Origin of the sequence: Marinibaculum pumilum (assembly GCF_042646425.1) — a bacterium.
Lineage (GTDB): Bacteria > Pseudomonadota > Alphaproteobacteria > Ferrovibrionales > Ferrovibrionaceae > Marinibaculum > Marinibaculum pumilum.
Map to the genome: position 1 here is coordinate 30,801 of NZ_JBHRTR010000031.1, position 26,872 is coordinate 57,672.

Here is a 26,872-nt window from a genome sequence, read left to right on the forward strand (position 1 = left end):
CGGTCTGTCGTCCTACCAAGGGGCATGCGCGGGCGGCCGATCCGCCGTGGCACCGGCACGGAGAGGGCGATGGCCGACCTCACCTTTCGCACCGAGGGGCTGACGAAGGTCTATGGCGAGGGGCCGGCGGCGGTGCATGCGCTGCGCGGCGTCGACCTGGAGATCCCGCACGGCGAACTGGTGGTGCTGCTGGGCCCGTCGGGCAGCGGCAAGTCGACCCTGCTGAACATCCTGGGCGGGCTCGACCGGCCCAGCGGCGGCCATGCCTGGTTCCGCGACACGGAGCTGTCCGCCCTCGACGATGACGGGCTGACCCGCTACCGGCGCGACCATGTCGGCTTCGTCTTCCAGTTCTACAACCTGATGCCCAGCCTGACGGCGCTGGAGAATGTCGAGCTGGTGACCGAGATCGCGCCCGACCCGCTGCCGGCGCGGGAGGCGTTGTTCCTGGTCGGGCTGGGCGAGCGGGTGGGGCATTTCCCGGCCGAGCTGTCCGGTGGCGAGCAGCAGCGGGTCGCCATCGCCCGCGCGATCGCCAAGCGCCCCACCGTCCTGTTCTGCGACGAGCCGACCGGCGCGCTGGATTCCCGGACCGGCACCGCGGTGCTGCAGGTCCTGCAGGACCTTAACAGCCGCATGGACACCACGGTCCTGATCGTCACCCATGCCGCCGCCACCGCGCGGCTGGCCGACCGGGTGATCCATTTCGCCGATGGCCGCATCCGCGAGGTGGTGCGGAATGCGGAACCGGTCGCCGCGACCGAGATCGCCTGGTAGCGCCGGCCATGCGACCGACCTTCACCGCCCTGGACCGGAAGCTCGTCCGCGACCTGTGGCGGATCCGCGGCCAGGCGCTGGCCATCGCCCTGGTGATCGGCTCCGGCATCGCGCTCTACGTGATGTCGGCCGGCATGCTGGCGGCCCTGTCCGATACCCGCGCCGCCTATTACGAGCAGTACCGCTTCGCCGACATCTTCGCGCCGACGGTGCGCGCGCCGCGCCGCACCCTGGCGCAGATCGCCGACCTGCCGGGGGTGACCGCGGTCGCCGGTCGTGTGGCGGCGCAGGTCCTGGTCGACCTGCCGGAGGAGGCGGCGCCGGTCTCCGGCCGGGCGGTGTCGCTGCCGGCGGGCGGCAATGGGGCCGGTGCGGCGAACCGGATCCACCTGGTCTCCGGCCGCCTGCCCGAAGCCGGCGCCGCCGATGAGGCGTTGCTGCTGGCCCCCTTCGCGGAGGCGCGCGGGCTGGGCCCCGGCGACCGGCTGCAGGTGACGATGAACGGGCGCCGGCGGGCGCTGGCGATCACCGGCACTGCGCTGTCGCCGGAGCATGTCTATTCGATCCCGCCGGGGGAACTGACCCCCGACGACCGCCGCTTCGCCGTGGTCTGGCTGGACGGCGACAGCCTGGCCGCGGCGTTCGACCTGGACGGCGCCTATAACGAGGCCCTGGTGACCCTGTCGCCCGGCGCCTCGGCACCGGCCACGATCGCCGGCATCGACCGGATCCTGGCGCCCTATGGCGGCACCGGCGCCTATCCGCGCAGCGACCATGTCTCCGACCGCTTCCTGACCGAGGACCTGAAGCAGCTGCACATGATGGGGCGGGTTCTGCCGCCGATCTTCCTGGCGGTGGCGGCCTTCCTGCTGAACATCGTGGTGTCCCGCCTGATCGAGTCCGAGCGCCAGGAGATCGGCCTGATGAAGGCCTTCGGCTATGGCGACCGCCAGGTGGCCGGGCATTATGCCCGCTTCGTCGCCGCGATCGTCCTGGCCGGCGGGCTGTTCGGCTGCGCCACCGGCAACTGGCTGGGGGCGGAGATCGCCCGCGTCTACCAGCAGTTCTACCACTTCCCCTACCTGATCTTCCGGCCGCCGCCGGCGGCGATGGCGGTCGCGGTCGCCGCCGCCCTGGCGGCCGCGGCGCTGGGGGTCGTCCTGGCGGTGCGCCGCGCGGTGCGGCTGACCCCGGCGGAGGCGATGCGGCCGCCGGCGCCGCAGGTCTATGCCCGTGCCGCGGGCGGCCTGCGCCGGCTGGAAGGTCTGCTCGACCAGCCCAGTCGCATGGTGCTGCGGCGCCTGGCGCGACAGCCGCTGCGCGCCGGCCTGACCTGCTTCGGCATCGCCGCGGCGATGGCGCTCACCGTCACCATGAACTTCAACCGCGACGCGGTGGCGGCGATGATCGACATCAGCTTCCACGTCGCGGAGCGGGCGGATGTCACCGTCACCTTCCGGGAGCCGCGCGGCCCGGACGCGGCGCTGGCGCTGCGGCAGATGGACGGCGTGATGGCGGCGGAGCCGGTGCGCGAGGTCGCCGTGCGGCTGGTGGGCGGCCGTTCCAGCCGGCTGGGGAGCATCACCGGGCTGGGGCCGCAGCCCCGCCTGAGCCGGGCCCTGACCGCCGACCTGGCGCCGGTGGCGATGCCGGAGCGCGGCATCGTCCTGTCGCGGGCGCTGGCGGAGCTGCTGGGCCTCTCCGCCGGCGAACAGGTGCTGGTCGAGGTGCGGGAGGGACGCCGGCCCACCCTCTCCGTCCCGATTGCCGGTATCGCCGACACCCTGATCGGCACCGGCGCCTATATGGACCTGGAGCGGCTGAACCGCCTGGCGGGGGAGGGGCCGCGGATCTCCGCCGTGCATCTGAGCGTCGACCCGGCGCAGATCGAGGCCCTGGCGGCAGGGCTGAAGGAGATGCCGCAGGTCGCCGGCGTCAGCATCCGGGCCGACGCGAAGGCGGCCTTCCGGCGCATGGTGGACGAGGGCTCCGGCGTGTTCCGCTGGACGATGACCCTGTTCGCCGCCCTGATCGCCATCGGCGTGGTCTACAACGCGGCACGGATCGCGCTGGCGGAACGGGCGCGGGACCTCGCCTCGTTGCGGGTGCTCGGCCTGACCAGGGGGGAGGCCGGCTACATCCTGCTGGGGGAGCTGGCGGTGCTGACCCTGCTGGCCCTGCCGCTGGGCGCCGTGCTGGGCTATGGCCTGTCGCTGTTCATCGCCGATGCCTTCTCCACCGACCTGTACCGGATCCCGGTGGTGATCGCGCCGGACGGCTATGGCAATGCGGCGCTGGTGGTGCTGGGGGCGGCCCTCGTCTCCGGCTGGCTGGTGCAGCGGGACGTGGCGCGGCTGGACCTTGTGGCCGTTCTGAAGACGCGGGAGTAGCGCATGACCGGGCGCGACGGTGCCGAAGAGACGAAGACGAAGGCTGTGCCGATGCGGCGGCGCCTGCTCACCAGGGGGCGCCTGACCCTGCTGCTGGCGCTGCTGCTCGCGGCGGCCCTGGTCAATGCCTTCTGGCCGCGGCCGGTCCTGGTGGACCTGGGCGAGGTGCGCCGCACCGCCCTGCAGGTGAATGTGGAGGAGGAGGCGAAGACCCGGGTGCGGGAGGCTTATGTCGTCTCCGCGCCCGTCACGGGCCGCCTGCTGCGGATCGAGGCGGAGCCCGGCGACCGGGTGGAGGGGCAGGCGACGCAGCTGGCGCGGCTGCTGCCGGGCGAGCCGGCCTTCCTGGACCTGCGGGCGGAAAGCCAGGCCCGCGCCGACATGGAAAGCGCGGAGGCGGCGCTGGCCCTCGCCAAGGCGGAGGAGGAGCGCGCCCGCGCCGAGCTGACCTTCGCCGGCACCGAGCTGGACCGGGCCCGCAAGCTGCTGGAGCGCGGCGTGATCTCGCAGGCCCATCTCGACCGGCTCGCCCTGGCGCATGCCTCCGCCCAGGCCGCCCTGCAGACGGCGCGCGCCGCGGTGCGGGTCCGCCAGGCGGAGATGGCGAATGTCGAGGCCCGCCTGCTGGGGCCCCGCGGCAACGGTTCGGGCGGCAACGGTTCGGGGGGCAACGGTTCGGGCGGCAACGGGCCGGACGGCGGCCTCGCAACGGGTCAGGCGCTGGCGGAGGCCGGTCCCCACACGGTCACCATCCGCGCACCGGTCGGCGGCGTCGTGCTGCAGGTACTCCAGGAAAGCGAGGCGATGGTGCTGGCCGGCACGCCGATCCTGGTGATCGGCGACCCGCTGTCCGACCTGGAGGTAGTCGCGGAGCTGCTGTCCACCGACGCGGTCCGGGTCGCCGAGGGCGATCCGGTGATGATCGACGCCTGGGGCGGTGGTGCGCCGCTGCACGGCGAGGTGGTGCGGGTGGAACCCTACGGCTTCACCAAGGTCTCTGCCCTGGGGGTGGAAGAGCAGCGCGTGAACGCGGTGATCCGCATCATCGACCCGCCGCAGGAGCGCCCTGGGCTGGGCCATGGCTTCCGGGTCACGGTCCGCATCGTGGTCTGGGAAGCCGCCGACCTGCTGACGGTGCCGTCCAGCGCCCTGTTCCGCAACGGCGCCGAATGGGCGGTCTTCGTGGCGGAGGACGGCCGCGCCCGCATGCGCCCAGTGGCGATCGGCCACAACAACGGCATCCGCGCGGAAGTTCTGGACGGGCTGTCGGCCGGCGACGATGTGGTCCTCTATCCCTCCGACCGGATTGCCGACGGCATGCGGGTGGCGCAGCGCCAGGTCACGGCGCCGGGCGACTGAGCGGAAGCGGTCCGCGCCGCCCCGGGGGCGGTGGTCAGGCGGCGCGCATCTGCCCCAGGAAGCCGTCGACCAGCTGGGTCATGCGTTCGGACTGCCGGGACAGGTCACGGGCCACGTCCAGCATGCGACCGCCGGCCTCGCCGGTTTCCGTCGCGTTCCGCGACAGCTGCCCCATGCCGGCGGTCACCTGTGCGCTGGAGCCCGCGGCCTCCTGCACACTGCGACTGATCTCCTGCGTGGCGGCTCCCTGCTGCTCGACAGCGGCGGCGATGCTGGTGGCATGGTCGCTGATCGTGCCGATGGTGCGGCCGATGCCCTGGATCACGCCGACCGCGTTACCGGTCGCCGCCTGGATGGCGGCGATCTGCCCGGTGATCTCCTCCGTCGCCTTCGCGCTGCGGTTCGCGAGGTTCTTCACCTCGGCGGCCACGACAGCGAAGCCGCGGCCGGCCACTCCCGCCCGGGCGGCCTCGATGGTCGCGTTCAGGGCCAGCAGGTTGGTCTGCTCCGCCATTTCCTGGATCAGGGTGACCACCTCGCCGACCTTCTGTGCGGCGCGGGACAGGCCTTCGATCGTGTCGCGGGTATGCTCGGCCTCGGTGACGGCGTCGCGCGCGATGCGGCTCGAATCCGAGACCCGGCGGCCGATCTCGCCGGTGGAGGCGGCGAGTTCCTCCGCAGCGGCGGCGGCGGTCTGGATGCTGCCGGCGGAGACCTCGCTTTCCCGCGCCACCTCGCCGGTCTGGCGGTCGGATTCCTGCGCCACCGACGCCAGGCTCTCGGCCGTCGTCATCGTCGTGCCGACGGCACCCGTGACCGCGCCCAGGACCGTCTCGATCTCGCTCTCGAATGCGCGAATCGTGGCCTCGATGGCGCTCTGGCGCTGCTCGCGCTGCGCCTGTTCGCGCTCCTTTTCCGCCTGTCGTTCGGCCTGGGCGACCCGCTCCTCGCGCAGGCTCGCCTGCATCCGCCCGAGCGCCCGCAGCAGGGCGCCGGCTTCGTCCCGGCGACCCGATTCAAGGGTCCCTTCCAGATCGCCGCCGGCGACCCGCTCGGCCGCGGCGACGGCAGTGCGGATCGGCCGCACGATGCCGCGTGCCAGCAGGGCCGCCGCCGTCAGACCGGCAACCACGATCAAGCCCAGCAAGGCCAGCGTGATCTGCAGGTCGGCGGCTACGATCTCCTCGGCCTCGCTGCGGAATGTATAGCCATGCACCGCCACCTCCTCGACCAGGGCGGTGAGATCGCTGGCGATCTGTGCGTCCTGACGCTGCACGACGGTCAGGGTCGGCAGGCTGGTGATCGGTGCACCGTCGACTGTGCGGCCGGTCAGGATCATGTCGCCCTTCGCCTTCCAGTCGGCTGCCAGGGCCTGGATCGAGTCCGCCTGGGACACCGCCAACGGGTCGCCGGCGAGACGCTCGCGAACCACGTCCAGATTGCCCTGGAAGGCCTCGTAGGCGGCATCGATCGCGGCCCGGTCCACTTCCGAACCGAAGCTCTGGGAGAGGCTGATCGCCTGGCTCATGTGGCGCGCCGCCGCCGCGAAATCGGTCTGTGCGGCACGGGCATGACTGATGCCCATCAGCGGGCCGTCATACATGCCGGTGACCAGCTCGCCGACCGAGGTCACCGCCCGAAGCGCATAGAGCCCCTGTCCGGTGGCGAGCAGAACGAGAAGAAGAAAGCCGGCAACAAGCTTCATGCGGATCGACATGGAACGCTCCGGGGCAGGAGGCCGCAGGGGACCGGTCGGACGGTCGGCAGCCTATTCGGTGACTTCGATCACCATCTTCATCTTCGGGTGGATCGCGCAGCGCACATCGACCCGGCCCGCCTTCTCGAAGGCGATGGCCTGACTGTCGCCCGGCTTCTGCAGTCCCAGGTTGAACTTGTTGCCGCCGGATGCGGACATCACGTTGTGGGCGACCCTGTCGTCGTTGAGGAAGACGATCTCCTCGCCCACCCGGACGGTGACCTTCTCCTGGTCGAAGGTGCTGCCCTTCTGCCGGACTGTGATGTCGGCAGCGAGGGCGATGCCGGCAGACAGGCTGCCGGCCAGGGCCAGGACGAGGGTGAAGCGGGACATCGGTTGGCTCCTCTGTTGCGGATTGCGGGGCGGCTCGGAGGGGTCAGCGCGGCAGGACAGGCAGCACGACAGGCGCGAGGTCGCCGGTCAGGGTGCCCAGGAAGGCCATCAGGTCGTCGCGTTCGGCCGCAGTCAGCCGCAGCGGCTGCATCTCCGGCGACAGGCTGGGGCGCTGGATGCCGCCTGACTCGTAGTGCGTCACGACCTCGTCCAGGGTCAGCAGCGAGCCGTCGTGCATGAAGGGCGCACGCCGTGCCAGGTCGCGCAGTCCCGGGGTCTTGAAGGCATGCTGCATGGTCGGAATGTCGGGCAGGAACTTGCCCCGGCCGGGATCCTCGTCCGCCAGCCCGATATCGTGGAAGCTGTCGTCGCTGAAGTTCCAGCCGCTGTGGCACAGGTTGCAGCGGGCCTTGGTATTGAAGACGACGAAGCCGCGTTTGGCGCTGTCGGGGATCGCCTCCTCGTCGCCGTCGATCCAGTCGTCGAAAGGTGCCCGGCTGGCGATGACGGTCCGCTCGTATGTGGCGATCGCCTGTACGATCGTGTCCGGTGTGATGCCTTGGCCGGGAAAGGCCTCGCCGAAGCGCGCCCGGTAGCCCTGGATCGCTTCCAGTTCGTCGACCAGCTGATCGAGGTCCTGGTTCATCTCCTTCTCGGCGGTGATCGGGCCGAGCGCCTGTTCCTCGAGGGTCCCGGCCCGACCGTCCCAGAAGAATATGCTGCCCCAGGCCCCGTTCAGGATCGTCGGCGTGCGCCGCGGCAGCTCCGCCATTTCGTGGCCGACACCCTTCGGCAGGCCGTCCTGCCAGCCATAGCCCGGGTTGTGGCAGGAGGAACAGGCCAGCATGTTCGAGCCGGAAAGCCGGGTGTCGAAGTACAGCAGTTTGCCCAGCGCGACCTTCTGCGGGCTGTAGGGGTTCTCTTCCGGGAACGGGATATGGTCGGGACGCTGGTAGGCATCCTTCATTTCCTGCGGCACCGTGACGTCTTCGGCGATGGCCGGGTGGACGGTTACGGCGGCAAAGAATGCGGCTGCGGCCAGGGCGAAGATCGTGGCCTTGGTCGGTCCCATGGACTCCCCCCTCGGATTGCTGCTCGCGCCGGGGCGGCGCGGACCAGCCGGTTGGTTGAACAGGGAGAAAGTCGCCGCTGCGGATGAAAAAAAAGTAAAGTCGCGGCTAGTCAAAATGGCTAGGAATATTTGGCAGAAACACATAATCACCGGCTGCAGGTCCGGTGGGACTTGCCGCTGGTTTGCGTCAGTTCCGCCTGTGGCCTTTGGACCTGGGCCGCGATGCGCTGTCGCAACCTTTCTGTCGCGGTGCGACCCTGCCGAGGGGGCGCGGTGGGGGCGCTATGCGCCGCGCGCGGGCCGTGCCCGGTTGCTTCGCCGGCTGAACTTCATTGCCGGATGGGCCAGGCTGTCGCGGTCGCCGGTCCAGGCATAGGCCAGCAGCACAGGCTCCCGTCCGGCCGTGGTGATGGTGTGGGTATGGCCGGGCAGGTTGAGCACCATGGATCCCGGCGCATAGACGCCGGTGTCGTTCTCGCTCCAATGGCCGGAGAGGGAGAGATAGCTCTCCGTGATGCCCTCGTGGCAATGCGCCGGATAGGTGGCGCGCGGGGCGAACAGGACCAGGCCCAGGACCAGGTCCGGCCAGACCACCGGACCGGACGGCCCCAGCAGCTCGGCATAGGCGTATTTCGTCACGATATGGCGGGGCATGCGCTCATAGCCGTATTCCCAGGCGAGGCTCGACTTCACGTTGTCGATCGCCTTGATCATCGACCGCATCACCCCGTCCAGGCCGTTGTCCAGGGCCCGTTCCAGATGGGCCTGCACCGGTTTCGTCTTGGGTTCCGGTGATTCGACGGCCGGGTCGGCCGCCAGCGCCTTGGCCAGCCGGTCGCGCACGGTGCGCATATGCGTGCGGATGGTCGGGCTGCCGCCGGCGGAGCCATTGCGATAGGCGTAGTCGAATTCCTGCATGGCGTAGTACCAGTCGGCCTCGACCGACAGCTTCTGCGTCATGGCGGTGGCTCCCGGCAATCCGTCGCAATCCTCCCGGACCGGGGCAACGCATCGCGCGGCACAGGGGTTCCGGTTCGGCCCGTCAGCGCTCCGCGGCGACGGCCTTGATCTCGACCTTCAGGTCGGGATGGGCGAGGGCGGAGACGCCGATCATTGTCCAGGCGGGGTAGGGCGGCTTCATGTAGCGCTCCTTCACCGCGATGAAGCCGGGCAGATGTGCGGGCAGGTCCACGTGGTAGCTGACCAGTTCGACGATGTCGTCATAGTCGAGCCCGGCCTGCTGCAGGATCAACCCGATGCGCCGGAACGCCAGGTCCGCCTGTTCGGCCAGGTCGGCCGGCATGCTGCCGTCCGGCGCGCGGCCCACCTGGCCGGAGACATAGACGAAGCCGCGTGCCCGCACCGCGGGCGAGAACTGGAACGACTCGAAACTCTTTGTGCTGCCGAAGGCCGGGTCGTCGGCCGGCAGGTCGATGGCATCCCTGGGCATTGCCTGACCTCCTCCTACTCCGATGGTGTCTGGGCATCCTGCCGTGCCGCGGCGGCACCGGCGGGCAGGCGGAAGGCGACCAGCGCATCGCCCAGCGGCTTGCGCAGCAGCGACGAGCCGCCGGCGGCCAGCACCACGTACTGCATGCCGTCGGTCTTCGAGACGAAGGTCATCGGCGTCGCCACGCCGTCGAAGGGCAGGTCGTGCTGCCACAGGGTCTGGCCGGTCCAGGCGTTGATGGCGCGGATACGGGCATCCATGCTGGCGCCGATGAAGATCAGCCCGCTGGCGGTGACCAGCGGCCCGCCGAGGTTCGGGCTGCCCCATTCCGCCGGCCCCAGCATGCCGGCAACCAGCGGCACCCGGCCGAACGGCACCTGCCAGCGGCGTTCTCCGGTATCCAGGTCGACGGCGGTCAGGGTGCCCCAGGGCGGCGGGTTGCAGGGCACGCCCAGCGGCGACATCAGGACGCCGCGGCGCATGCCATAGGGCGCCCCCTTCTGCCGCGCCCGCTCGCCGCCGCCCAGCGGCCCGGCCACCGTCTCGTCCAGTTCCGCCGTCGGGATCAGCCGTACCCACTGCACCAGGTTCATGACATTGCCGATCACCAGCCGGCGCACCGGGTCGATGGCGACCCCGCCCCAGTTGCTGCCGCCGCCGAAGAACGGCCGCTGTACCGAACCGCGGACACTCGGCGGCGTGTAGAGGCCGTCCGCGCGCAGCTCCCGCACGGTGTCGGCGCACCAGTCGCGATCCAGCGGCGTGAGGCCCCAGGCGTCGTCGGCGGTGAAGCCCTGGTCGGCGATCGGCTTCGGCAGGGACGGCACCGGCTGGGTCGCGGCGCTGCTCTCGCCCGGTACGTCGCTCTGCGGCACCGCGCGCTCATGCACCGGGAACAGGGGCGCCCCGGTCAGCCGGTCCAGCACCCAGAGCTGCCCCATCTTCGTCGCCTGCACCAGCGCCGGGACGGTGCGGCCGTCGCGATAGACCTCCGTCAGTGCGGGCTGCGCCGGCATGTCGTTGTCGAACAGGTCGTGATGGATGATCTGCCGTGCCCAGAGCCTGGTGCCGGTGGCGGCGTCCAGCGCCACCACCGCGTTCACCGCGTCGAGCCGGTCGCCCGGGCGGAAGCCGCCCCAATAGTCCGGGCTGGGGCTGGTGGTCGGCACATAGAGGATGCCGCGGCCGGTATCCAGCGACATCGGCGCCCAGGCATTGGCGGCGCCTGTCTCTGCCACCAGGTCGGCCGGCACCGGGTCCCAGGTCCAGCGCAGCGCGCCGGTGCGGACGTCATAGGCGCGCACCACCCCGTCGGGCATGTCGGTGCGCTGGTTGTCGCCGATCGCGGTGCCGACGATGGCCAGGTCCTGGAAGATCACCGGCGGCGAGGTGATGTTCAGCACCCCTTCGCCGAAGATATCCGCATCGTTGATGTCCAGGCTGCCGCCATCGCCGAAATCGGTGCAGGGCGCGCCGGAGCGCGCGTCCAGCGCCAGCAGGCGGCCGTCCAGCACGGGCGCGATGATCCGCTGTTCGCAGGTGCCGCCGCCGCCATCGGCTGCCGCCCAGTAGCTGACGCCGCGGCAGATCAGGGAATGCTGCTGGTCATAGTCGCGCGCCAGCGGCGGATCCGGCTCGAAGCTCCACAGCTCGGCGCCGGTCTCCGGCACCAGCGCCACCACCCGGTTGTAGGGGGTGCAGATGTAGAGGGTGCCGTCGGCCAGGATCGGGTTCGCCTCGAACGTGGTGGCGCGATTGCCGTCGCCGCCGTTGGAGAAGTCGCCTGTGCGGTAGACCCAGGCCTGCTCCAGCTGGCCGACATTGGCGGCATCGATCTGGTCGGCGGGCGAATACTGGCCGCCGCCGGCAGCGCCGCCATAGGATGGCCAGCCGGCATCGTCCTGGGCGATGGCAAGGCCGGACAGCAGCAGCGCGACGGCCGCGAGAGTGCCAGGCAGGAGGCGGTTCATTTCGCGCTCCTCCGGCGTGCCTGCAGCCAGGCGATCAGGAATCCCAGCGCCGCCAGAAAGGCCGTGCCGGCGGCGAGGATCGCGGCCATGACCGGTTCGTTGAGGGCGATATCGGCGAAGATGCCATAGACCATCATGATCACGACGGCCGCGGCGAACATCCCCCAGGCCAGCAGCAGAAGGGCGATGATCAACAGCATGGACGGCGGGGCATCGGTCCCCCAGAAGCAAAAGGAACAATTGGCGCGACGCTAGCCGATGTATCGTAGCGGGCCAAGGCAGGCTGAGATGAGATCTGCGCGCAATGGCGTCACATGTGGCAGTATCCGCGCCGGCGCGTGCGGCTGGGCCATGAAGGGGGAGACGAGGATGCAGGCAAGGACAGAGCAGGCGCAGGCCGGTCGCCGACCCCGGCCGGGTGCGATCAGCGCCGCCGCGGCACTGGCATTCGGCCTTTGCGCCACGCTGGCCCTGGTTGCCGGCGCCGGCCCCGCATCGGCGGCGGAGGGCGATGGCGGGGCGCCGGCCGCCATGGCGCAGCTCGATACCTTCAACAAGGCGATGCGCGGCAGCTATGCGGCTGCCCGCACCGTGCTGGCCGATGCCTCACGGCCGGTTATCCTGGTGGGTGGCGATACGGTGGTCCTGATGACCGCGGACGGTCGCGACAGGCGTATCTATACGCCGCCGCTCTATCACAGCCTGAAGGCGGCCAGCCACGTTGTGCTGGGCCTCACGGGCGCCATGGCCCCGGCCCTGGACGGCGTCTCGTCCGGGACGGGCTGGCAGGACGCCCTGCGCCGGATCGATGCCGAAATCGCCGCGCTGCAGCCGCATCTCGACCAGCTCGGCCTGTCGACCGAACAGGCGGACCGCCAGAAGAAGATCATGGCCCGGGTGCGCACCTATATCGCCGGCGCATTGCCGCAGGCGGCACCGGATCGTGCGGCCTTCACAGCGCTGATGGCGGAGATCAAGCCGCTCTGGCTGGCCGATGTCGCCGATGCCGCGCGGGCGCAGCTCACGACCCTGGACGGCATCGTCGACGAATGGCGGGCCGCGATGGACCCGGCGGACTGGGACAGGCTGCATGTGGTGATCACCGGCGTGCGTGCCGCGCGCGCAGGCAACCTGCAGGTACAGTATTTCCTGCGCGTGCTGAAGGAGCGGTCGCCCGGCGACCGTGTGATCTATACGGAGAACCTCTTCGCACCGGAAGCCGCCATGGGCCTGTACGCCGCCACGATCGCGGACCGCGCCCTGAGCGATCTGGTGTTCGGCGACACCTTCCGGATGGAGCACGACCTGCTGGGCTATGCCGCCGGCACGATCCTGGACGACATCCTGAGCGGCGCCGCCCCCCGCTGATCGCCGCCGACCGGGGCGGAAGGGGGGCATCTGTCGGACTTCGCCGTTTCGCGGGACGGGCTACACTCCAGCGGATCCGCGGGGGGGGGGCCGAGCGGCGTGGGCAGGAAGCTGAGGGGCAGGAATGATCAGGCATGATTGGCGGGTTCGCGCGCTTGCGGCGGCGGCCGCCCTTCTGCTCGCGGCGCCAGTCGCGGTGGCAGACGCGGACAAGGGACAGTCCGTAGAGATTTCGGCCGGGGACGGCGGGCGTGTCAGGCCCGCCGCGGCGGCCGATTCCGGTCAGGGGCGCTACGGCCAGGGACCCGCGGCGGCACAGGTCGCGCAGTTCAACACCGTCATGCGGGGCATCTATGGCAAGGCACGTAAACAGCTCCTGGCGGCAACGCGACCGGTGATCGTGGTCGCGATCGGCGGCGAGGTCACCCTGTTGAACGCCGACGGCAACCAGGAGACACGGACCTCCGTGCCGCCCGTCTTCCACACCCTGAAGTCCGTCGGCCATGTGGTGCTGGGGCTGGTCGGGGCGGTCGTGCCCGCCCTGCAGGGGCTGCCGGACGGCACCGGCTGGAAGCAGGACCTGAAGGACGTCGCCGCCGCCATCGACGCTCTGGAGCCGCAGCTCGACGGGCTCGGCCAGACCGCGGAGCAGGCGGCGCGCCAGCGACAGATGCTGGCCGCGGCGAAGGACTATATCGCCACGGCACTGCAGGAGCCGCAGCCCGATCGCGCCGCGTTCACCGGCCTGATGGACCGGATCAGGCCGCTCTGGCTGGCGGACGCCGCCGATGCCGGGCGGATGCAGATGGTGGAGCTGAACCGGATCGTACAGGGCTGGCGGGCCGCCATGCCGCCGGAGGATTGGGCACGGCTCCGCGTCGTGGTGCTGGGGCCGCGCGCGCCGCGCGCGAACAATGCGCAGACCCGCTATTTCGCCCGCCTGCTGGGAGAGAGGGCGCCCGGAGAGCGGGTGATCTATGCCGAGAACCTGTTCGAACCCGCGCAGGGCATGAGCCTGCTCGGCGGCGTGGTGATGGACCGCGCCCTCTCCAGCCTGGTGTTCGGCAATGCCTACCGGATGGAGGAGGATCTGATGGGCTTCGCCGCCGGCGGCGAGATCGACCTGCTGCTCTCGGCCGCGACGGCGGAGTAGGCCGCCCCGGCCCGCCACCTGCGCCGGGCGCACAGGTGGCGGGATCCGGTCGGCCCTGCTCAGGCCGCGCCCAGATAGATCCGGTTGTGGGTGGGGCTGATCACCACCTCGTTGATGCAGACATGGGCGGGCAGGCGGGCCAGGAACAGGCAGAGCTCGCCGGTATCCTCCGCCTGCACCATCTTCGCCTTGTCCTCGTCGCTGACCGGCACCGGGCGGTTGTCGAGGATCGGCGTGGCGACCTCGCCGGGCAGCATCGCGGTGGCGCGGATGCCGTTGCCGCATTCCTCCTGGTTCAGGCTCTCTGACATCGCGCAGACGCCGTGCTTGGCGGCGTTGTAGGCGGGGCCCGTCAGCTTCGTCACCCAGCGGCCCGCCCAGGACGAGACGTTGATGATCAGCCCGTCCTTCTGGCGCCGCATCATCGGCAGGACGGCGGCACAGCAATAGTAGGTGCCGTCCAGGTCGATCCGCACGACCTGGTCCCAGCCTTCGCGGCTGACATCCTTCCAGCTGCGCTTCAGGATGTTGATGCCGGCGGAGTTCACCAGGATGTCGAGCCGGCCGAACTTCTCCTCGATGCGGGCGGCGACGGCCTCCACCGCATCGCCGTCGGCGACGTCGAGCGGCTCCAGAACGATCTCGCCGCCCTTGTCGCCGGCCGCGCGGATCGCGGCGGCGACCTCTTCCAGCTTCTCCCTGCGGCGGCCCGACAGCACCACGTGCATGCCCGCCGCCGCATAGGCCAGTGCCGCGGCGGCACCGATGCCGGTGCCGGCGCCGGTGATCCAGGCCACCTTGTCCTTCAGGTCTCTCATCCTGCGGTTCCTCCCCCGTCATGGTCGCGGCCCCCCTGAAGCCTGATAGGGGCGCGCTGCAGAATACCGGAGGAGGCTTACCCGCTACCGGCCCGCCCTGTCCATGCGGTCCGGCCCGGGCCATCGGCCGCTCCGAGGGGTCAGGAGGCCGAGGACCCGCTGCTGGCCGCGTTCTCGCCGCTCTGCTGCATCAGCCGCTCGATCGCGGCCTGCAGTTCCGGCAGCCGCACCGGCTTGTACAGCAGGTCGTCCAGGCCGGCGTCCAGATAGCCCTGCCGGTGCTCCGGTGTTGCATCCGCAGTCAGGCCGAGGATCGGGATCCGTTGCAGCGGGCCGGGGACGATCCGCACCGCCCGCGCGACCTCGGTGCCGGTCAGGCCCGGCATCTGGATGTCCAGCAGCAGCAGATCGGGCACGGGCGGTTCGGACGGCAGCCGGGCATCGCGGTCCGGATCCTGCGCCTGGACGCCGTTGCGGCCGCGCTCCGCGGCGCGCACGGCGGCGAGCGCTGCGGTGCCGTCTGCGACGAGGTGCGGGCGATGCCCGATCCGCTCCAGCAGGGCGCCCAGCAGCATGCGATTGGTGTCGCTGTCCTCGGCGACCAGGATGTCATAGCCGGACGTCGTCGCCTGCAGGGCGCCGGCGGCTGCCGCGACCGGTCCGAGGCGCCGGCCGGGCGCCCTCGCGCTCACCGGCATCGGTGACATGCGGCCCGGGGCATGCAGGCGCTCCACCGGCACGGTCAGCCGGAAGCTGGCGCCGGCGCCGGGCATGCCGAAGGCTTCAAGCCGGCCGCCCATGCCGGCGATCAGCCGGGCGCAGATCGCCAGGCCGCCGGTGCCACGCTGCACGGCATTTCCCGGCGGCGCCGCGGCGCCGCCGCCCGCGCTTTCCGGCGCCACCGCCAGAAGCGGGTTCTCCGCCGGATCGAAGCCATGACCGGTGTCGCGGACGGTCACCATCAGGTTCAGTCCATAGCGGGCAGTCAGGCAGCGCGCGGCGATGGTGACGCCGCCGGCATCGGTGGCGCGGACCGCATTGCCGACCAGGTTGATCAGCACCTGCCGCAACGCGCCGACATCGACCGACAGGTGCGACGGCAGTTCCGGATCCAGGTCGCGCCGAAGCCAGATCCCCTTCGACGCCGCCTGGGCGCTGAACAGGGTGAAGACCTCTTCCACCAGGGTCGCCGGCGCCATCGGCTGCGGCCGGTCGCGGCGCTCGCCGGCCTCCAGCCGGGACAGGTTGAGCAGGTCGTTCAGGATCCCGGACAGCGCTTCGGTCGACAGCCGCAGCGCGGCAAGCCAGTCGCGCTGCTGGCGCTCCAGGCTGGAGCCTTCGAGCAGGGCGATGCTGCCCATCATGCCGGCGATCGGCGTGCGCAGCTCGTGGCTGACGGTGCCGAGGAACCGCGAGCGCGCCCGCAGCCCCGCTTCCGCCGCGGCCTGCGCCTCGGCATAGCGCGCCTCCATCCGGTCGTTGACATGCAGCACGTTGGCGACGATCAGCAGCACCCCGGCCGTGGCGAGGCCGGCACGGTAGTAGTGCATCAGGTCCTGCAGGTCGGCCGGCAGGCGGGAGGGCGGGACATGGCCGGTCGCCTTCAGCCAGAACATGGCGGCCAGGGCGGCCAGAAGCGCCAGGGCCACGCGCAGGCCGGCGCGCATGCTGATGGTGAAGCAGGCAAGCCCGATACCGACCGGAACGACCTGCATGAAGTCCCAGATCCTGCCGCCGCCGAACCACCAGGCAACGAACCCCTGGACGAAGAAGGTGGCGACCAGCACGCCCGACAGGGCGGTCAGCGGCAGGCCGCGGCGCAGCAGGAAGGGCAGGGCGCTGTTGATACTGCCCACCAGCATCAGCAGGATCAGGCCGATATAGGGTGGCTTTGCGATGCCAAGGCCGATTCCCGCACCCAGCCCCCAGGCCATCGCACCCAGGCCGAGCAGCGGGCCGATCACGATCAGGATGCGCGCACGGATCTGGCTGTGCCGGTCCGCGGGGAAGCCGTCCGGCAGGAAACGGTCGGGCAGGGTGTCGAGCCACGACCAGGCGCCACGGCGGGCCCGGCCACTGCCGGTTGCCGGCCGGTAGGCCCGGCCTCCCGCCGGCGGGACCGGCAGGCCGCCTGGATCGGCACGCCCGGCATTGGACGGGCCGGCATCGGGCGGCAGGTCTGCGGTTGGTGGCAAGGTCATGATCCCAGTTATTCCAACGCGTGCGGAAAAGCCATTCGACAAAAGTCTAGGCTGTCATTCCCGGCGGGGCGGTCCCTGCCCGCAACCGGCCCGACTCTTGCTGGTAACAACCGGACTGTTCGTTTCTGGGACGCGGGGGCGCAATGGGTTATTCGCAGACAGCGCTGCCGGGAGGAGAGGGGCCCGAACGCGCGGCGGGTGAGGGTGCCGGTGCCGGCGGCAGCCCCTGGGATTCGCCAGGGGTGCATGTCGCCGTTACCCGGCGTGACCTTCCGACCGACCTGATCGGCCAGCGGCTGTTTGCCGTCTGGCATCGCCTGCGCGACCGCAACGGCGGCATGCCGCCGTGGATCGATGTCGCCGCGCTGGACGTGGCGGATGCCGTCCCGGGCGCGATTCTGGCGCTTCCCGACGGCGGGCGATCGGACCGTTTCCGGGCATCTTTCGTCGGCGCCGAGGTGCGGCGGATCTGGGGCGACGACTTTACCGGCCGGGTGATGCACAGCCGCGTCTTCCCGGAAATGTCGGACGCGGTCACCTGCGGCATGGCCAAGGCGCTGCAGGAGGGGCGGCCGGTGGCGGCGGAATACCGGGTGCAGATCGCCTTTCGCATCTCCTACCTGCATGTCGCCTTCCTGCCCTTCATGGGACCGCGGGACCCGGGATCCCGAAACCAGAGCGCCCGCTACCAGGGACCGCGCGTTCTGGTGCACCTCAACTTCTCGAACATCACCGTCCGCGATGCCCGCGACTGGCGGACGACCCTGGAGACACAGTCCCGGATCCAGCGTCTCCTCGACAGCCAGGAGCCAGGCTGAGCCCGTCGCCGCCCCGGTAGCGATCGAGAGCCCCGCTCGGGAGGGCGGATCGCCGCCATCTTCGTCACGTCATCTTGAAGCGCCGCGGCGCCGCTGCGACCGCTTGCGGCCTTGCCTCGCGGCGGCGCTTGGCGGACCCTCCGCAGCATCATGAGACAGGACAAGCTCTTCGCGCGGCCAACCCCGCGCGCTCCAGCGCCGCGCATTTCGGGCGGGCGCCGGCTGCTGGGCGCGGTGGCGGCGCTGTGCGCCGTCCTGCTGGCGGCGCTGCCGTCGCCGGCCGCGACCGACGGGCAGCCGCCCGGCAAGGTCGCCGCCAGTCTGATCGCGGAGCCGGCAGCGATCGCCGCCGGTGAACCATTCTGGGTCAGTCTGCGCCAGGATATTGCCCCGGAATGGCACACATACTGGCGCAATCCCGGGGATTCCGGACAGGCGACCTATATCGACTGGACCCTGCCGCCGGGCTTCCGCGCGGAACCGATCGCCTGGCCGGTGCCGGAGCGGGTGCCCTACGGCCCGCTGATGAACTTCGGCTATGAGGGCCGCGTCGACCTGCTTGTGCGGATCCACCCGCCCGAGGACCTGCCGCCCGGCCGTCCGGTCACCCTGCAGGCCGAGGCGGAGTGGCTGGTCTGCGCCGATGTCTGCATTCCGGAATATGGCAGCTTCGACCTGACCCTCCCCGTGGCCGCAGAGCCGGCCCCGCCGACGGCGGCGCGCCAGGCAGCGTTCCATGCCGCCAGGGCGGCCCTGCCGAGCCCGTCGCCCTGGCCGGTCGGGGCCGCACTCGACAATGGCCAGCTGCGCCTTGCCTTCGCAGCACCGCAACTGGCGGCGGCGCTGCGTGCGGGTGGCGACACGGCGATCGCCGACGGCGTGTTCAGTTTCTTTCCCGACAGCGACGGTGTGATCGTCAACGCGGCGCCGCAGGTGGCGATGCTGGACGGCGACACCGTCGTCCTGCGGACCGAGGCGGCCGCCAATGCCGGCAATGGTGCAGGCGCGGCCCTGTCGGGCCTGCTGGTCGCCCATATGCCGCCGCAGGACGGCGCCGCCGGGAAGCCGGTCGTGCAGGGCTTCACTTTCGAGACCGCCTTGCAGGCCGGTCCCGGCAATGCCGCGGTCCCGGCGGGTGCCGGCGGCGATGGCGGCGCCGGACGCCCCGGCGCGCCGGCGGCCCCTGCCCAGGGCGGCCTGCTGCCGGATGCCCTGGCAGGTGTCGGCCTTCTGGAGGCGTTGCTGCTGGCGCTGGCCGGCGGCATCATCCTGAACCTGATGCCCTGCGTCTTCCCGGTGATCGCGATGAAGGCCCTCGGCCTGGCGCAGAAGGGAGGCGCGGCGCGATCCGCGATCCGGATGCACGGCCTGGCCTATGCCGCCGGGGTTCTGGTCACCTTCGCGGCGATCGGCGGGGCGCTGCTGCTGGTCAAGGCCGGCGGCGCGGCGGTCGGCTGGGGCTTTCAGCTGCAATCGCCGGTCTTCGTCGCGTTGATGGCCTACCTGATGCTGGCGGTCGGCCTGAACCTCTCGGGCCTGTTCACGGTGGGGGAGGGGCTGATGGGCCTGGGCCAGGGGCGTCTTTCCGGCTCCGGCGGCGGCCCGGGCCATGCCGGTGCCTTCCTCACCGGCGTGCTGGCCAGCGCGGTGGCGGCGCCCTGCACCGCTCCCTTCATGGCCACCGCGATCGGCTTCGCGCTGACACGGTCGCCGCCCGTGGCCCTGGCGGTCCTGCTGGCGGTCGGCCTGGGCATGGCACTGCCCTATCTGCTGCTGACCTGGGTGCCCGGCGCGCTGCGCTTCCTGCCGCGGCCCGGGGCCTGGATGGAGCGGCTGCGCCAGGTCCTGGCCTTCCCGATGTATGCCGCGGCGGCCTGGCTGGTCTGGGTGCTGAGCCAGCAGGCCGGGCCGACCGGGGTGATCGTGGTCCTGGGCGGCGCCGTGCTGCTGGCCTTCGGCTTCTGGCTCTGGCAGCTCGCCAAGTCGGCAGGGCAGGCCGGCGGCCGCCGCCCTGCCTGGCGCCTTGCCGGCGGCGGTGCGGCCGTGCTGGCGCTGGCCGGCGCGGTGGCGCTGACCTTCTCCCTGCGGCCGCCCGACCTCGCCCTGCAGGCCGATGCCGCTGCGGCGGGCGAGGCGCGCACCGGCAGCGGGCCGGCATGGGAACGCTATTCGCCGGCCCGGCTGCAGGCCTTGCAGGCGGACGGCCGGCCGGTCTTCGTCAACTTCACCGCGGCCTGGTGCATCACCTGCAAGGTGAACGAGCAGGTGGCGCTCTCCAGCGCGTCGATGCGGGAGCTTTTCGAAGCGGGCAACGTCGCCTACCTGAAAGGGGACTGGACCAACCAGGATCCGGAGATCACCCGCATGCTGGAGCGTTTCGGGCGCAGCGGCGTCCCGCTCTATGTCCTTTTCGCGCCCGACGGCAGCATCGAGGTGCTGCCCCAGATCCTCACCGAGGCCGGCGTCGCGGCCGCCCTGCGGCGCCTTCCGGGCGGTGCGGCGGCGGACCGGGCCGGCCTGGACCGGCCCGCAATCGATCCCGACAGCCGTCTTCCTTCCGACCGACCGGACCATGCCGCAGGAGCAGACCATGCTTAAGCTGACCCGTCGTTTCGTCCTGACCGCCGTGGCGGGCTTCGCCGCCCTGTCGCTGGCCGATCTTGGCGCCGCCGAGGCCGCGCCCGAGGTGGGCAAGCCCGCGCCGACATTCACCGGCACCAACCTGGAGGGCCAGGAGATCGCGCTGGCCGACCTGAAGGGCAAGACCGTGGTCCTGGAATGGACCAACCACCAGTGCCCCTATGTCGAAAAGCACTACGGCACCGGCAACATGCAGGCGCTGCAGAAGGCGGCCACCGGCAAGGGGGTCACCTGGATCAGCATCGTCTCGTCGGCGCCCGGCCTGCAGGGCCATGTCAGCGCCGCCGAGGCCAGGGCGCTGACCGCCGAACGGGATGCCGCCCCCAGCGAGGTGGTGCTGGACCCGGACGGCACCATCGGCAGGCTCTATGGGGCCCGGACCACGCCGCACATGTTCGTCATCAATCCCGACGGCACCCTGGTCTATGCCGGCGGCATCGACGACAAGCCGACCGCGCGCTGGTCGTCGGTCGAGAATGCCAACAACTATGTGCGGATGGCGCTGGCGGACCTGGAGGCCGGGCGCTCCGTCGGTACGCCGACGGCGCGGCCCTACGGCTGCAGCGTGAAATACACCCACTGAGCGGCAGCCAGATGGGGCGGCGGCCAGATGGGGCGGCGGCACGGTCACGACCGGCGGCAGGCGCTGCGCCTCGGCGCCGGGGCCCTGCTGGGCGCCGGTGCGGGCGCCGTCATGCGCCCGGGCGCGGGCGGGGCCGTTGCGATCGCCGCGGACAGCGCGGTGGCCGTGACGGAGCGTGCGCGCGCGTTTCTCGCCCTGCTGCCGGACGGCCAGGCCCGGAAGGCGTTGCTGCCGTTTGACGATGACGGCAGGCGCGACTGGCACTACACGCCGCGGCGCCGGCCCGGCGTCACCCTGGAGGAGATGCCGGCCACCGCCCGCACCGCGCTCTGGGACCTGCTGGGCACGGTGCTGAGCGCGACCGGCCTGGAGCGCACCCGCGACGTCATCCGCACCGAGGCGGCGCTGGCGGCGATCACCGGCAATGTCTCCTTCCGCAATCCGGAGAACTATGCCCTGGTGGTCTTCGGCGCGCCGCAGCAGCGCATGCCCTGGGGCTGGCGGTTCGAAGGGCATCACCTGTCCCTCAATGTCACCCTGGTCCCCGGCGATCGGACAACCGGCGATCCGCCGGCGATCGCGGTCACGCCGGCCTTCTTCGGCGCCAATCCGGCCACCGTGCCGGCGGGGCACAGCCATGCCGGGCTGCGTGCCCTGGGGGCGGAGCAGGACATCGCCTGGGATCTGGCCGGCAGCCTGACCGCGGCGCAGCGCGACATGGTGCTGCTGCAGCCGCGGACCTTCGGCGACATCCTCACCGGGCCGGGGCGGGAGGACAGCCTGAAGGCGCCTGCCGGCCTCGCCTTCGACCGCCTGTCGGAGACGCAGCAGGGCCTCATGCTGGCCCTGGTCGACAGCTACCTGGCTGCGATGCGGCCGGAGATCGCGGCGGCGCAGCGGGCGGCGATGCGCGATGCTGGCCTGGCGCGGCTGCATTTCGCCTGGGCCGGGGCATTGCAGCCCGGCCGGCCGCATTACTTCAGGCTGCACGGACCGACAGCGGTCATCGAGTTCGACAACAGCCAGAACGATGCCAACCATGTGCATTCGGTCTGGCACCGGCCGGGCCATGATTTCGGCGGCGACCTGCTGGCCGGCCATTATGCCGGGGACCGGCACTAGCGGACGGCGGCATGCATGAGGCGGCCGCGCAACGAGCTCGGCCATGCAGGCAATGCAGACCTACCGTTCCGGCGCTGTTCAGCGCCGTGCCGCCGGGATAGAAGAGCGGCAATGCCGGCCGGCGCGGATGCCGGCCGTCCGCCATCCGGCCGGCCGTCCTGCGGCGGTCCGGCCCTGCGGTGCCTGAAGCGGAACGCCACCATGCCTTCACCTTTCGCCCTGCTGCCGGCGGCGGCAACGGCGTCCCTTACGGTCCGGCCGTCATGAAGACCGGCGGCTTTCACGGCGGCGCGGCCGGTGCTGCGGAGGCCGACCTGCAGGCATCGGACATGCCGGCGGCCGGCCCGACGGACCGGCGGCAGGACCGGGTGGTGCTGGGGATCGCGCTGGTGGTGCTGGCGGCGATGACCTTTCCGCTGCTGAACGCGTCGGTGAAGTTCCTCACCGCCTTCTATCCGCTGCTGATGATCATCTGCATCCGCTACTTCACGCACATGGTCTATACCAGCATCGCCTTCTTCCCGCGCTACGGCTGGCGGCTGTTCTGGCCCTCCCGTCCGGTCCTGCAACTGGCCCGGTCGCTGCTGCTGCTGGGCGCGACCGCCTGCTTCTTCAACGCCGTCACCACCCTGCCGCTCACCACCGCCTCGACCATCGCCTTCACCGGGCCGCTGCTGATCACCGCCCTGTCGGTGCCGCTGCTGGGGGAAAAGGTCGGCATCCAGCGCTGGAGCGCGGTGGCGGTGGGTTTCCTGGGCGCGGTGATCGTGGTGCAGCCCTGGGCCGGCGGGCCACAGGGCGATGCCGGCGGGCCGGCCTCCTACCTGGCGGCGCTGTCGGCCTTCGGCAGCGCGCTCTGCTATGCCTTCTACCAGATCGCCGGGCGCAAGCTGGCCGCCCACGACCCGCCGGAGACCTCGATCTGCGTGACCGCCGTGGTGGCGGTCATCGTCACCGGCATCGTCGGCATCTTCCAGATCGACTGGGTGCCGATGGTGGAGTGGTGGCATGTCCTGGTCTTCGCCGCGACCGGGCTGTTCGGCGGCTTCGGGCATTATTTCGTCACCCGGGCGCTGGTCTACGCCCCGGCATCGGTGCTGTCGCCGTTCGACTATGCGCAGCTGCTGGGGGCGACCCTGCTGGGCTATTTCATCTTCGGCAACTTCCCGGACATCTACACCTGGATCGGCGCGGCGATCATCGTTGCCAGCGGCATGTTCATCACCTGGCGGGAATACCGCCTGTCGATCGCCCGCCGCCAGGCCGCGGCGCTGGCGCTCTGACACGGCCGGCGGACCGGACATGCACGCGGCACTGTCGCTGCGCCGGCGCCTGCGCTAAGACCATGGCCATGGATATCGGTCACGGCTTTCTGCAACTGGACGAGGTGAAGCTGCATTACGCGCGCAGCGGCGACGCGGGGCAGCCGCTGATGCTGTGCGTGCACGGCTTCCCGGAATACTGGCACATGTGGCAGCCGCTGCTGGAGGAGTTCGGCCGCGACCATCTGGTCGTGGCGCCGGACATGCGCGGCTACAACCTCTCCGACAAGCCGGCGGATGTCGCCGCCTATGCGCCGAAGAAGCTGGTCGGCGATATCGACGGGCTGCGCCGCGGCTTCGGCGCGGAGCGCTTCACCCTGGTGGCGCATGACTGGGGCGGGGCGGTCGCCTGGGCCTATGCCATCGCCCATCCGGAGCGGCTGGACAGGCTGGTGATCATCAACGCCACCCATCCGGCGACCTTCCTGCGCGACCTGCTGCGGCACCGGCCGCAGACCGAGGCCAGCCAGTACATGCGCCTGTTCCGGTCGCCGGAGGCGGAGGCGAAGCTGTCGGCCGACAATTATGCCTGGATGTGGGACTTCACCTTCCGCCGTCATCACGAGGCCGGGCAGATGAGCGATGCCGACCGCGACGCCTACCTCGCCGCCTGGTCGCAGCCCGGCGCCCTGACCGGCGGGCTGAACTGGTATCGCGCCACCCGCATGCCGGTGCCGAAGCCGGAAGAGGCCGATCCCGCCGCAGCCCTGCCGCCGATGCCTGACACGACGGTCCGGGTGCCCACCCTGGTGATCTGGGGGGAACAGGATCATGCCCTGCTGCCGCACCTGCTGGAGGGGCTGGAGGAGTATGTTCCCGACCTCACCGTCCATCGCCTGCCGCAGGCGAGCCACTGGGTGATGCAGGAGGAGCCGGACCAGGTGCGCCGGATCATCCGCGACTATATCGCGGCGCAGCCGTGAAGCGACCGCCGGTCCCGCAGGGATGAGCGCGCCGGACGGCCCGCCCGTCGGCGCGATCGGGCCGGTCGCGCCGGCCAGCCGGCTGCAGGACCGCTTCGCCGTCGGCATCGGCTTCATGCTGCTGGGCGTGCTGAGCTTCCCGCTGATGAACGCCTCGGTGAAATATCTGACCGGCTTCTACCCGGTCCTGATGATCGTCTGCCTGCGCTATGTCAGCCACTTCCTGTTCACCGCCGCGGCCTTCACGCCGCGCTACGGCTGGCGGCTGTACGTGCCGTCGCGGCCGGGGATGCAGCTCGCGCGCTCGCTGCTGCTGCTGACCTCGACCGGCTGCTATTTCTTCGCGCTGACCGCGCTGCCGCTGACCACGGCGGTTACCATCGGCTTCACCACCCCGCTGATCGTCACCGCCCTGTCGATGCCGCTGCTGGGGGAAAAGGTCGGCATCTACCGCTGGTCGGCGGTGGTGCTGGGCTTCACCGGTGCGGTGATCATCGTGCAGCCCTGGGGCGCGGGCCCGCAGGCCGATGCCGGCGCGGTCTCCCCCTACCTGGCGGCGGGGTCCTCGTTCTGCAGCGCCACCGCCTATTCGCTGTACCAGATCCTCAGCCGCAAGCTCGCCGCGCACGACCCGCCGGAAACCTCGATCGTCTTCACCGCGACGGTGGCGGTGGTGATCACCGGCATCGCCGCCCTGTTCGTCGTCGACTGGGCGCCGATCCAGGCCTGGTGGCACATCCTGCTGTTCGCGGCGACCGGCTTCATCGGCGGCTTCGCCCACTATTTCGTCACCCGCGCCTTCGTCTATGCGCCGGCCGCCCTGCTGTCGCCGTTCGGCTATGGACAGCTGCTGACCGCGACCGCGCTGGGCTATGTCATCTTCGGCGATTTCCCGGACGCCTGGACCTGGCTGGGCGCGGCGATCGTCACCGCCTCCGGCCTGTTCATCACCTGGCGGGAATATCTCGCCGCCAGGGCGCGGAACCAGCTGTGAGCCTGCCGAAGAGCCGCGCCGGCGATGTCCGCCTGGCGGTCGACCCGGCCGCGATGGCGGCCGATGCCGGGCTGGTCTTCATCGGCCGCATCCGCACGCCCTGGACCGACCTCGATGCCTGCCCGAAGAACCTGCGCGAGGCGCGGCAGCGGATGGGGCAGGGCGGCACGGCCTGGGCAGAAGTCGATCCGCCGTTCCGGCCGGGCCTGGCGGGCCTCGAAGGCCAGCGCCACCTGATCCTGCTCTACTGGATGGGGCAGGCGTCCCGCGACCTGATCGTGCAGGCGCCGGCTCACCGGCCGGCGCCCGTCGGCACCTTCGCGCTGCGCAGCCCGGCGCGGCCGAACCCGGTCGCCCTGGCCGTCGTGTCCCTCCTGGGCCTGGAGCCCGGCGCCGGCCGGCTCCATATCGACGCCATCGACTGCCTGGACGGCACGCCGCTTCTGGACATCAAGCCCTGGCTGCCCGGCGTCGACCTGCCGCCGGGCGGAACGGCACCGGGTCAGCCGGCGTAGACCGCCCGCTCGTAGTCCTCGTAGGCGTGCATGAAGCCCGGCTCGGCGAAGGGCAGGGACTGGGTCATGATCACCGCCGCCAGGTCCTTCGCCGGGTCGATCCAATAGTGGGTGTTGCAGACGCCCGCCCAGGCCAGCGAGCCGGCGGAGCGCATGCCGGGGGCATCCTCCTCCAGTCGCAGGAAGGCGAAGGCGTGGGTCTTCTTCAGGCCGGGGAACAGGTCGACATCGGCGGTGACCGGCGGTGCCGCCGTCTTCATGACGCCGACGGTCAGGTCGCCGATCTGGTTGGCGCACATGGTGGAGACGCTTTCCGGCGTGAGGATCCGCGCACCGTCCAACTCGCCGCCGCGCAGGATCATGCGGCAGAACCGCAGATAGTCCGGCGCCGTCGAATAGAGGGCATGGCCCATGCCGTAGAATTCCGGCTGCGGCGGCGGCGCCAGCTCGAAGGGCGCGAACTGCCCGTCCTCGCCGCGCGCTTTCAGCTCGGCGAGCCGGGCGGCCATGCCGCCCTCGCATTCGAACCCGCTGGAGGCCATGCCCAGCGGCTGCAGGATCTCCTCAGTGACAAATGCATCGATGCGGCGGCCGTCAACCGCCTCCACCGCCTGGCCCAGCCAGTCGATGCCGATGCCGTAGTCCCAGCGGCTGCCCGGATCGAAGGCCAGCGGATAGTTCAGTGATGCCTTCATGCCGGAGACGATGGTCGGATGGCCGGTCTTCTCCATCCAGCGGGGCACGTCCGGGTTCCAGAACTCGTAGCAGAAGCCGGAGGTATGGGTCGCCAGGTGGCGGATCGTGCATTCGGTGCGCGGCGCGCGCAGCACCGGCTCATCGCCGTTCCAGCCGTCCAGCACCTTGATGTCCCGGAAGGCGGGGAGGATCTCCGCCACCGGCGTGTCCATCGAGAGCTTGTTCCGCTCGATCATGATCATCGCCGCGACGGAGCCGACGGCCTTGGTCATGGAAAAGATGCGGAATACCGTGTCCTCGGCCGCGGGGCGGCGGGGCGCGGCCTCGCCGGCGGCGCCGGAGAAGGTGGTGCCGGCGGCATTGCCGGTCATCGCGACAAGGAACGGCGCATCGCCGCGCGCCACGCAGCGTTCCAGCACCGACTGCAGTTCGGTCATGATGGTTCCTCCCCTTCGCACGGCCATCACTGCCGGCCGCTTGGGCCCCATCCTAGCCGGCTTCTGCAGCGATGGCACAACCGGAACGACAGGTCTGACCCGCACGCGCATCTGACTGGACGTGCACGCCGCAGCCATTTGCCATAGAGTGGTATCCGCTGCGCCAGTCGGGCGG

The 26,872-nt window shown here is 71.0% G+C and carries 23 protein-coding genes; 13 read left to right on the top strand and 10 right to left on the bottom strand.

The annotated features are described in order from the left end of the window. Positions 1–69: 69 nt before the first annotated feature. From ACFOGJ_RS17630 to ACFOGJ_RS17640, 3 genes are read left to right on the top strand one after another with little or no spacing between them, the layout of a single operon-like run. The gene (locus ACFOGJ_RS17630; RefSeq protein ID WP_379902923.1) at positions 70–777 is read left to right on the top strand and encodes an ABC transporter ATP-binding protein; all 708 of its coding nucleotides are present in this window, start codon (positions 70–72) and stop codon (positions 775–777) included. Positions 778–785: 8 nt separating this feature from the next. Beyond that, positions 786–3,167, top strand: coding sequence for an ABC transporter permease (locus ACFOGJ_RS17635; RefSeq protein WP_379902926.1), 2,382 nt, complete (start codon positions 786–788; stop codon positions 3,165–3,167). Between the two features lie 3 nt (positions 3,168–3,170). Beyond that, positions 3,171–4,526: an efflux RND transporter periplasmic adaptor subunit gene (locus ACFOGJ_RS17640; protein ID WP_379902929.1), complete on the top strand. Its 1,356-nt coding sequence runs from the start codon at positions 3,171–3,173 to the stop codon at positions 4,524–4,526. A gap of 34 nt (positions 4,527–4,560) precedes the next feature. Here the strand turns inward: ACFOGJ_RS17640 and ACFOGJ_RS17645 are convergent, their stop codons facing one another. The 7 genes from ACFOGJ_RS17645 to ACFOGJ_RS17675 form a co-directional block, all read right to left on the bottom strand. Further along, a complete protein-coding gene (locus ACFOGJ_RS17645) occupies positions 4,561–6,243 on the bottom strand; it encodes a methyl-accepting chemotaxis protein (protein WP_379902932.1) in 1,683 nt (560 codons plus the stop codon). Positions 6,244–6,294: 51 nt separating this feature from the next. Further along, positions 6,295–6,615, bottom strand: coding sequence for a cupredoxin domain-containing protein (locus ACFOGJ_RS17650; protein WP_379902935.1), 321 nt, complete (start codon positions 6,613–6,615; stop codon positions 6,295–6,297). 43 nt (positions 6,616–6,658) lie between these two features. Continuing rightward, positions 6,659–7,687 carry a cytochrome-c peroxidase gene (locus tag ACFOGJ_RS17655; protein ID WP_379902938.1) on the bottom strand — a complete coding sequence of 343 codons (1,029 nt, stop codon included), beginning with the start codon at positions 7,685–7,687 and terminating at the stop codon, positions 6,659–6,661. A gap of 282 nt (positions 7,688–7,969) precedes the next feature. Then, positions 7,970–8,647, bottom strand: coding sequence for a dimethylsulfonioproprionate lyase family protein (locus tag ACFOGJ_RS17660; RefSeq protein ID WP_379902941.1), 678 nt, complete (start codon positions 8,645–8,647; stop codon positions 7,970–7,972). Between the two features lie 82 nt (positions 8,648–8,729). After that, the gene (locus tag ACFOGJ_RS17665) at positions 8,730–9,137 is read right to left on the bottom strand and encodes a RidA family protein (protein ID WP_379902944.1); all 408 of its coding nucleotides are present in this window, start codon (positions 9,135–9,137) and stop codon (positions 8,730–8,732) included. Positions 9,138–9,151: 14 nt separating this feature from the next. Then, positions 9,152–11,107, bottom strand: a complete 1,956-nt coding sequence (locus ACFOGJ_RS17670) for a pyrroloquinoline quinone-dependent dehydrogenase (RefSeq protein ID WP_379902946.1) — start codon at positions 11,105–11,107, stop codon at positions 9,152–9,154. Then, a complete protein-coding gene (locus ACFOGJ_RS17675) occupies positions 11,104–11,307 on the bottom strand; it encodes a hypothetical protein (protein WP_379902949.1) in 204 nt (67 codons plus the stop codon). The genes ACFOGJ_RS17670 and ACFOGJ_RS17675 overlap by 4 nt, the downstream gene beginning before the upstream one ends. A gap of 169 nt (positions 11,308–11,476) precedes the next feature. Here ACFOGJ_RS17675 and ACFOGJ_RS17680 point away from each other — a divergent pair, with 169 nt between their 5' ends. Then, positions 11,477–12,475 (top strand): hypothetical protein, encoded by a 999-nt coding sequence (locus ACFOGJ_RS17680; protein WP_379902951.1) that lies wholly within the window; start codon positions 11,477–11,479, stop codon positions 12,473–12,475. A 196-nt stretch (positions 12,476–12,671) separates the two neighbouring features. Continuing rightward, on the top strand, positions 12,672–13,628 hold the full coding sequence (locus tag ACFOGJ_RS17685; protein WP_379902953.1) for a hypothetical protein: 957 nt from the start codon (positions 12,672–12,674) through the stop codon (positions 13,626–13,628). 59 nt (positions 13,629–13,687) lie between these two features. Here the strand turns inward: ACFOGJ_RS17685 and ACFOGJ_RS17690 are convergent, their stop codons facing one another. Further along, on the bottom strand, positions 13,688–14,446 hold the full coding sequence (locus ACFOGJ_RS17690) for an SDR family oxidoreductase (RefSeq protein WP_379902955.1): 759 nt from the start codon (positions 14,444–14,446) through the stop codon (positions 13,688–13,690). 140 nt (positions 14,447–14,586) lie between these two features. Then, positions 14,587–16,647: a histidine kinase dimerization/phospho-acceptor domain-containing protein gene (locus ACFOGJ_RS17695; protein WP_379902958.1), complete on the bottom strand. Its 2,061-nt coding sequence runs from the start codon at positions 16,645–16,647 to the stop codon at positions 14,587–14,589. Positions 16,648–16,790: 143 nt separating this feature from the next. On the opposite strand from ACFOGJ_RS17695, the gene ACFOGJ_RS17700 reads away from it, so the two are divergent. The 8 genes from ACFOGJ_RS17700 to ACFOGJ_RS17735 all read left to right on the top strand — a co-directional run bounded on the left by ACFOGJ_RS17700 (position 16,791) and on the right by ACFOGJ_RS17735 (position 25,564). Next, positions 16,791–17,465, top strand: coding sequence for a hypothetical protein (locus ACFOGJ_RS17700; protein WP_379902960.1), 675 nt, complete (start codon positions 16,791–16,793; stop codon positions 17,463–17,465). Positions 17,466–17,615: 150 nt separating this feature from the next. Beyond that, positions 17,616–20,063 (top strand): protein-disulfide reductase DsbD family protein, encoded by a 2,448-nt coding sequence (locus ACFOGJ_RS17705; RefSeq protein ID WP_379902962.1) that lies wholly within the window; start codon positions 17,616–17,618, stop codon positions 20,061–20,063. Then, on the top strand, positions 20,056–20,688 hold the full coding sequence (locus ACFOGJ_RS17710) for a redoxin domain-containing protein (protein WP_379902964.1): 633 nt from the start codon (positions 20,056–20,058) through the stop codon (positions 20,686–20,688). Before ACFOGJ_RS17705 ends, ACFOGJ_RS17710 begins: the two co-directional genes overlap by 8 nt. Before the next feature lie 27 nt (positions 20,689–20,715). Next, positions 20,716–21,810: a DUF3500 domain-containing protein gene (locus ACFOGJ_RS17715; protein ID WP_379902966.1), complete on the top strand. Its 1,095-nt coding sequence runs from the start codon at positions 20,716–20,718 to the stop codon at positions 21,808–21,810. Between the two features lie 179 nt (positions 21,811–21,989). After that, positions 21,990–23,093, top strand: coding sequence for a DMT family transporter (locus ACFOGJ_RS17720; RefSeq protein ID WP_379902968.1), 1,104 nt, complete (start codon positions 21,990–21,992; stop codon positions 23,091–23,093). Between the two features lie 68 nt (positions 23,094–23,161). Then, entirely contained in the window at positions 23,162–24,055 is an 894-nt protein-coding gene (locus ACFOGJ_RS17725; protein ID WP_379902970.1) for an alpha/beta fold hydrolase, read from the top strand. Between the two features lie 22 nt (positions 24,056–24,077). Beyond that, positions 24,078–25,049 (top strand): DMT family transporter, encoded by a 972-nt coding sequence (locus tag ACFOGJ_RS17730; protein ID WP_379902972.1) that lies wholly within the window; start codon positions 24,078–24,080, stop codon positions 25,047–25,049. Beyond that, positions 25,046–25,564, top strand: coding sequence for an SAM-dependent methyltransferase (locus tag ACFOGJ_RS17735; RefSeq protein ID WP_379902974.1), 519 nt, complete (start codon positions 25,046–25,048; stop codon positions 25,562–25,564). Before ACFOGJ_RS17730 ends, ACFOGJ_RS17735 begins: the two co-directional genes overlap by 4 nt. Here the strand turns inward: ACFOGJ_RS17735 and ACFOGJ_RS17740 are convergent. After that, positions 25,552–26,697, bottom strand: coding sequence for a serine hydrolase domain-containing protein (locus ACFOGJ_RS17740; RefSeq protein ID WP_379902976.1), 1,146 nt, complete (start codon positions 26,695–26,697; stop codon positions 25,552–25,554). The genes ACFOGJ_RS17735 and ACFOGJ_RS17740 overlap by 13 nt on opposite strands. Positions 26,698–26,872 lie beyond the last annotated feature (175 nt).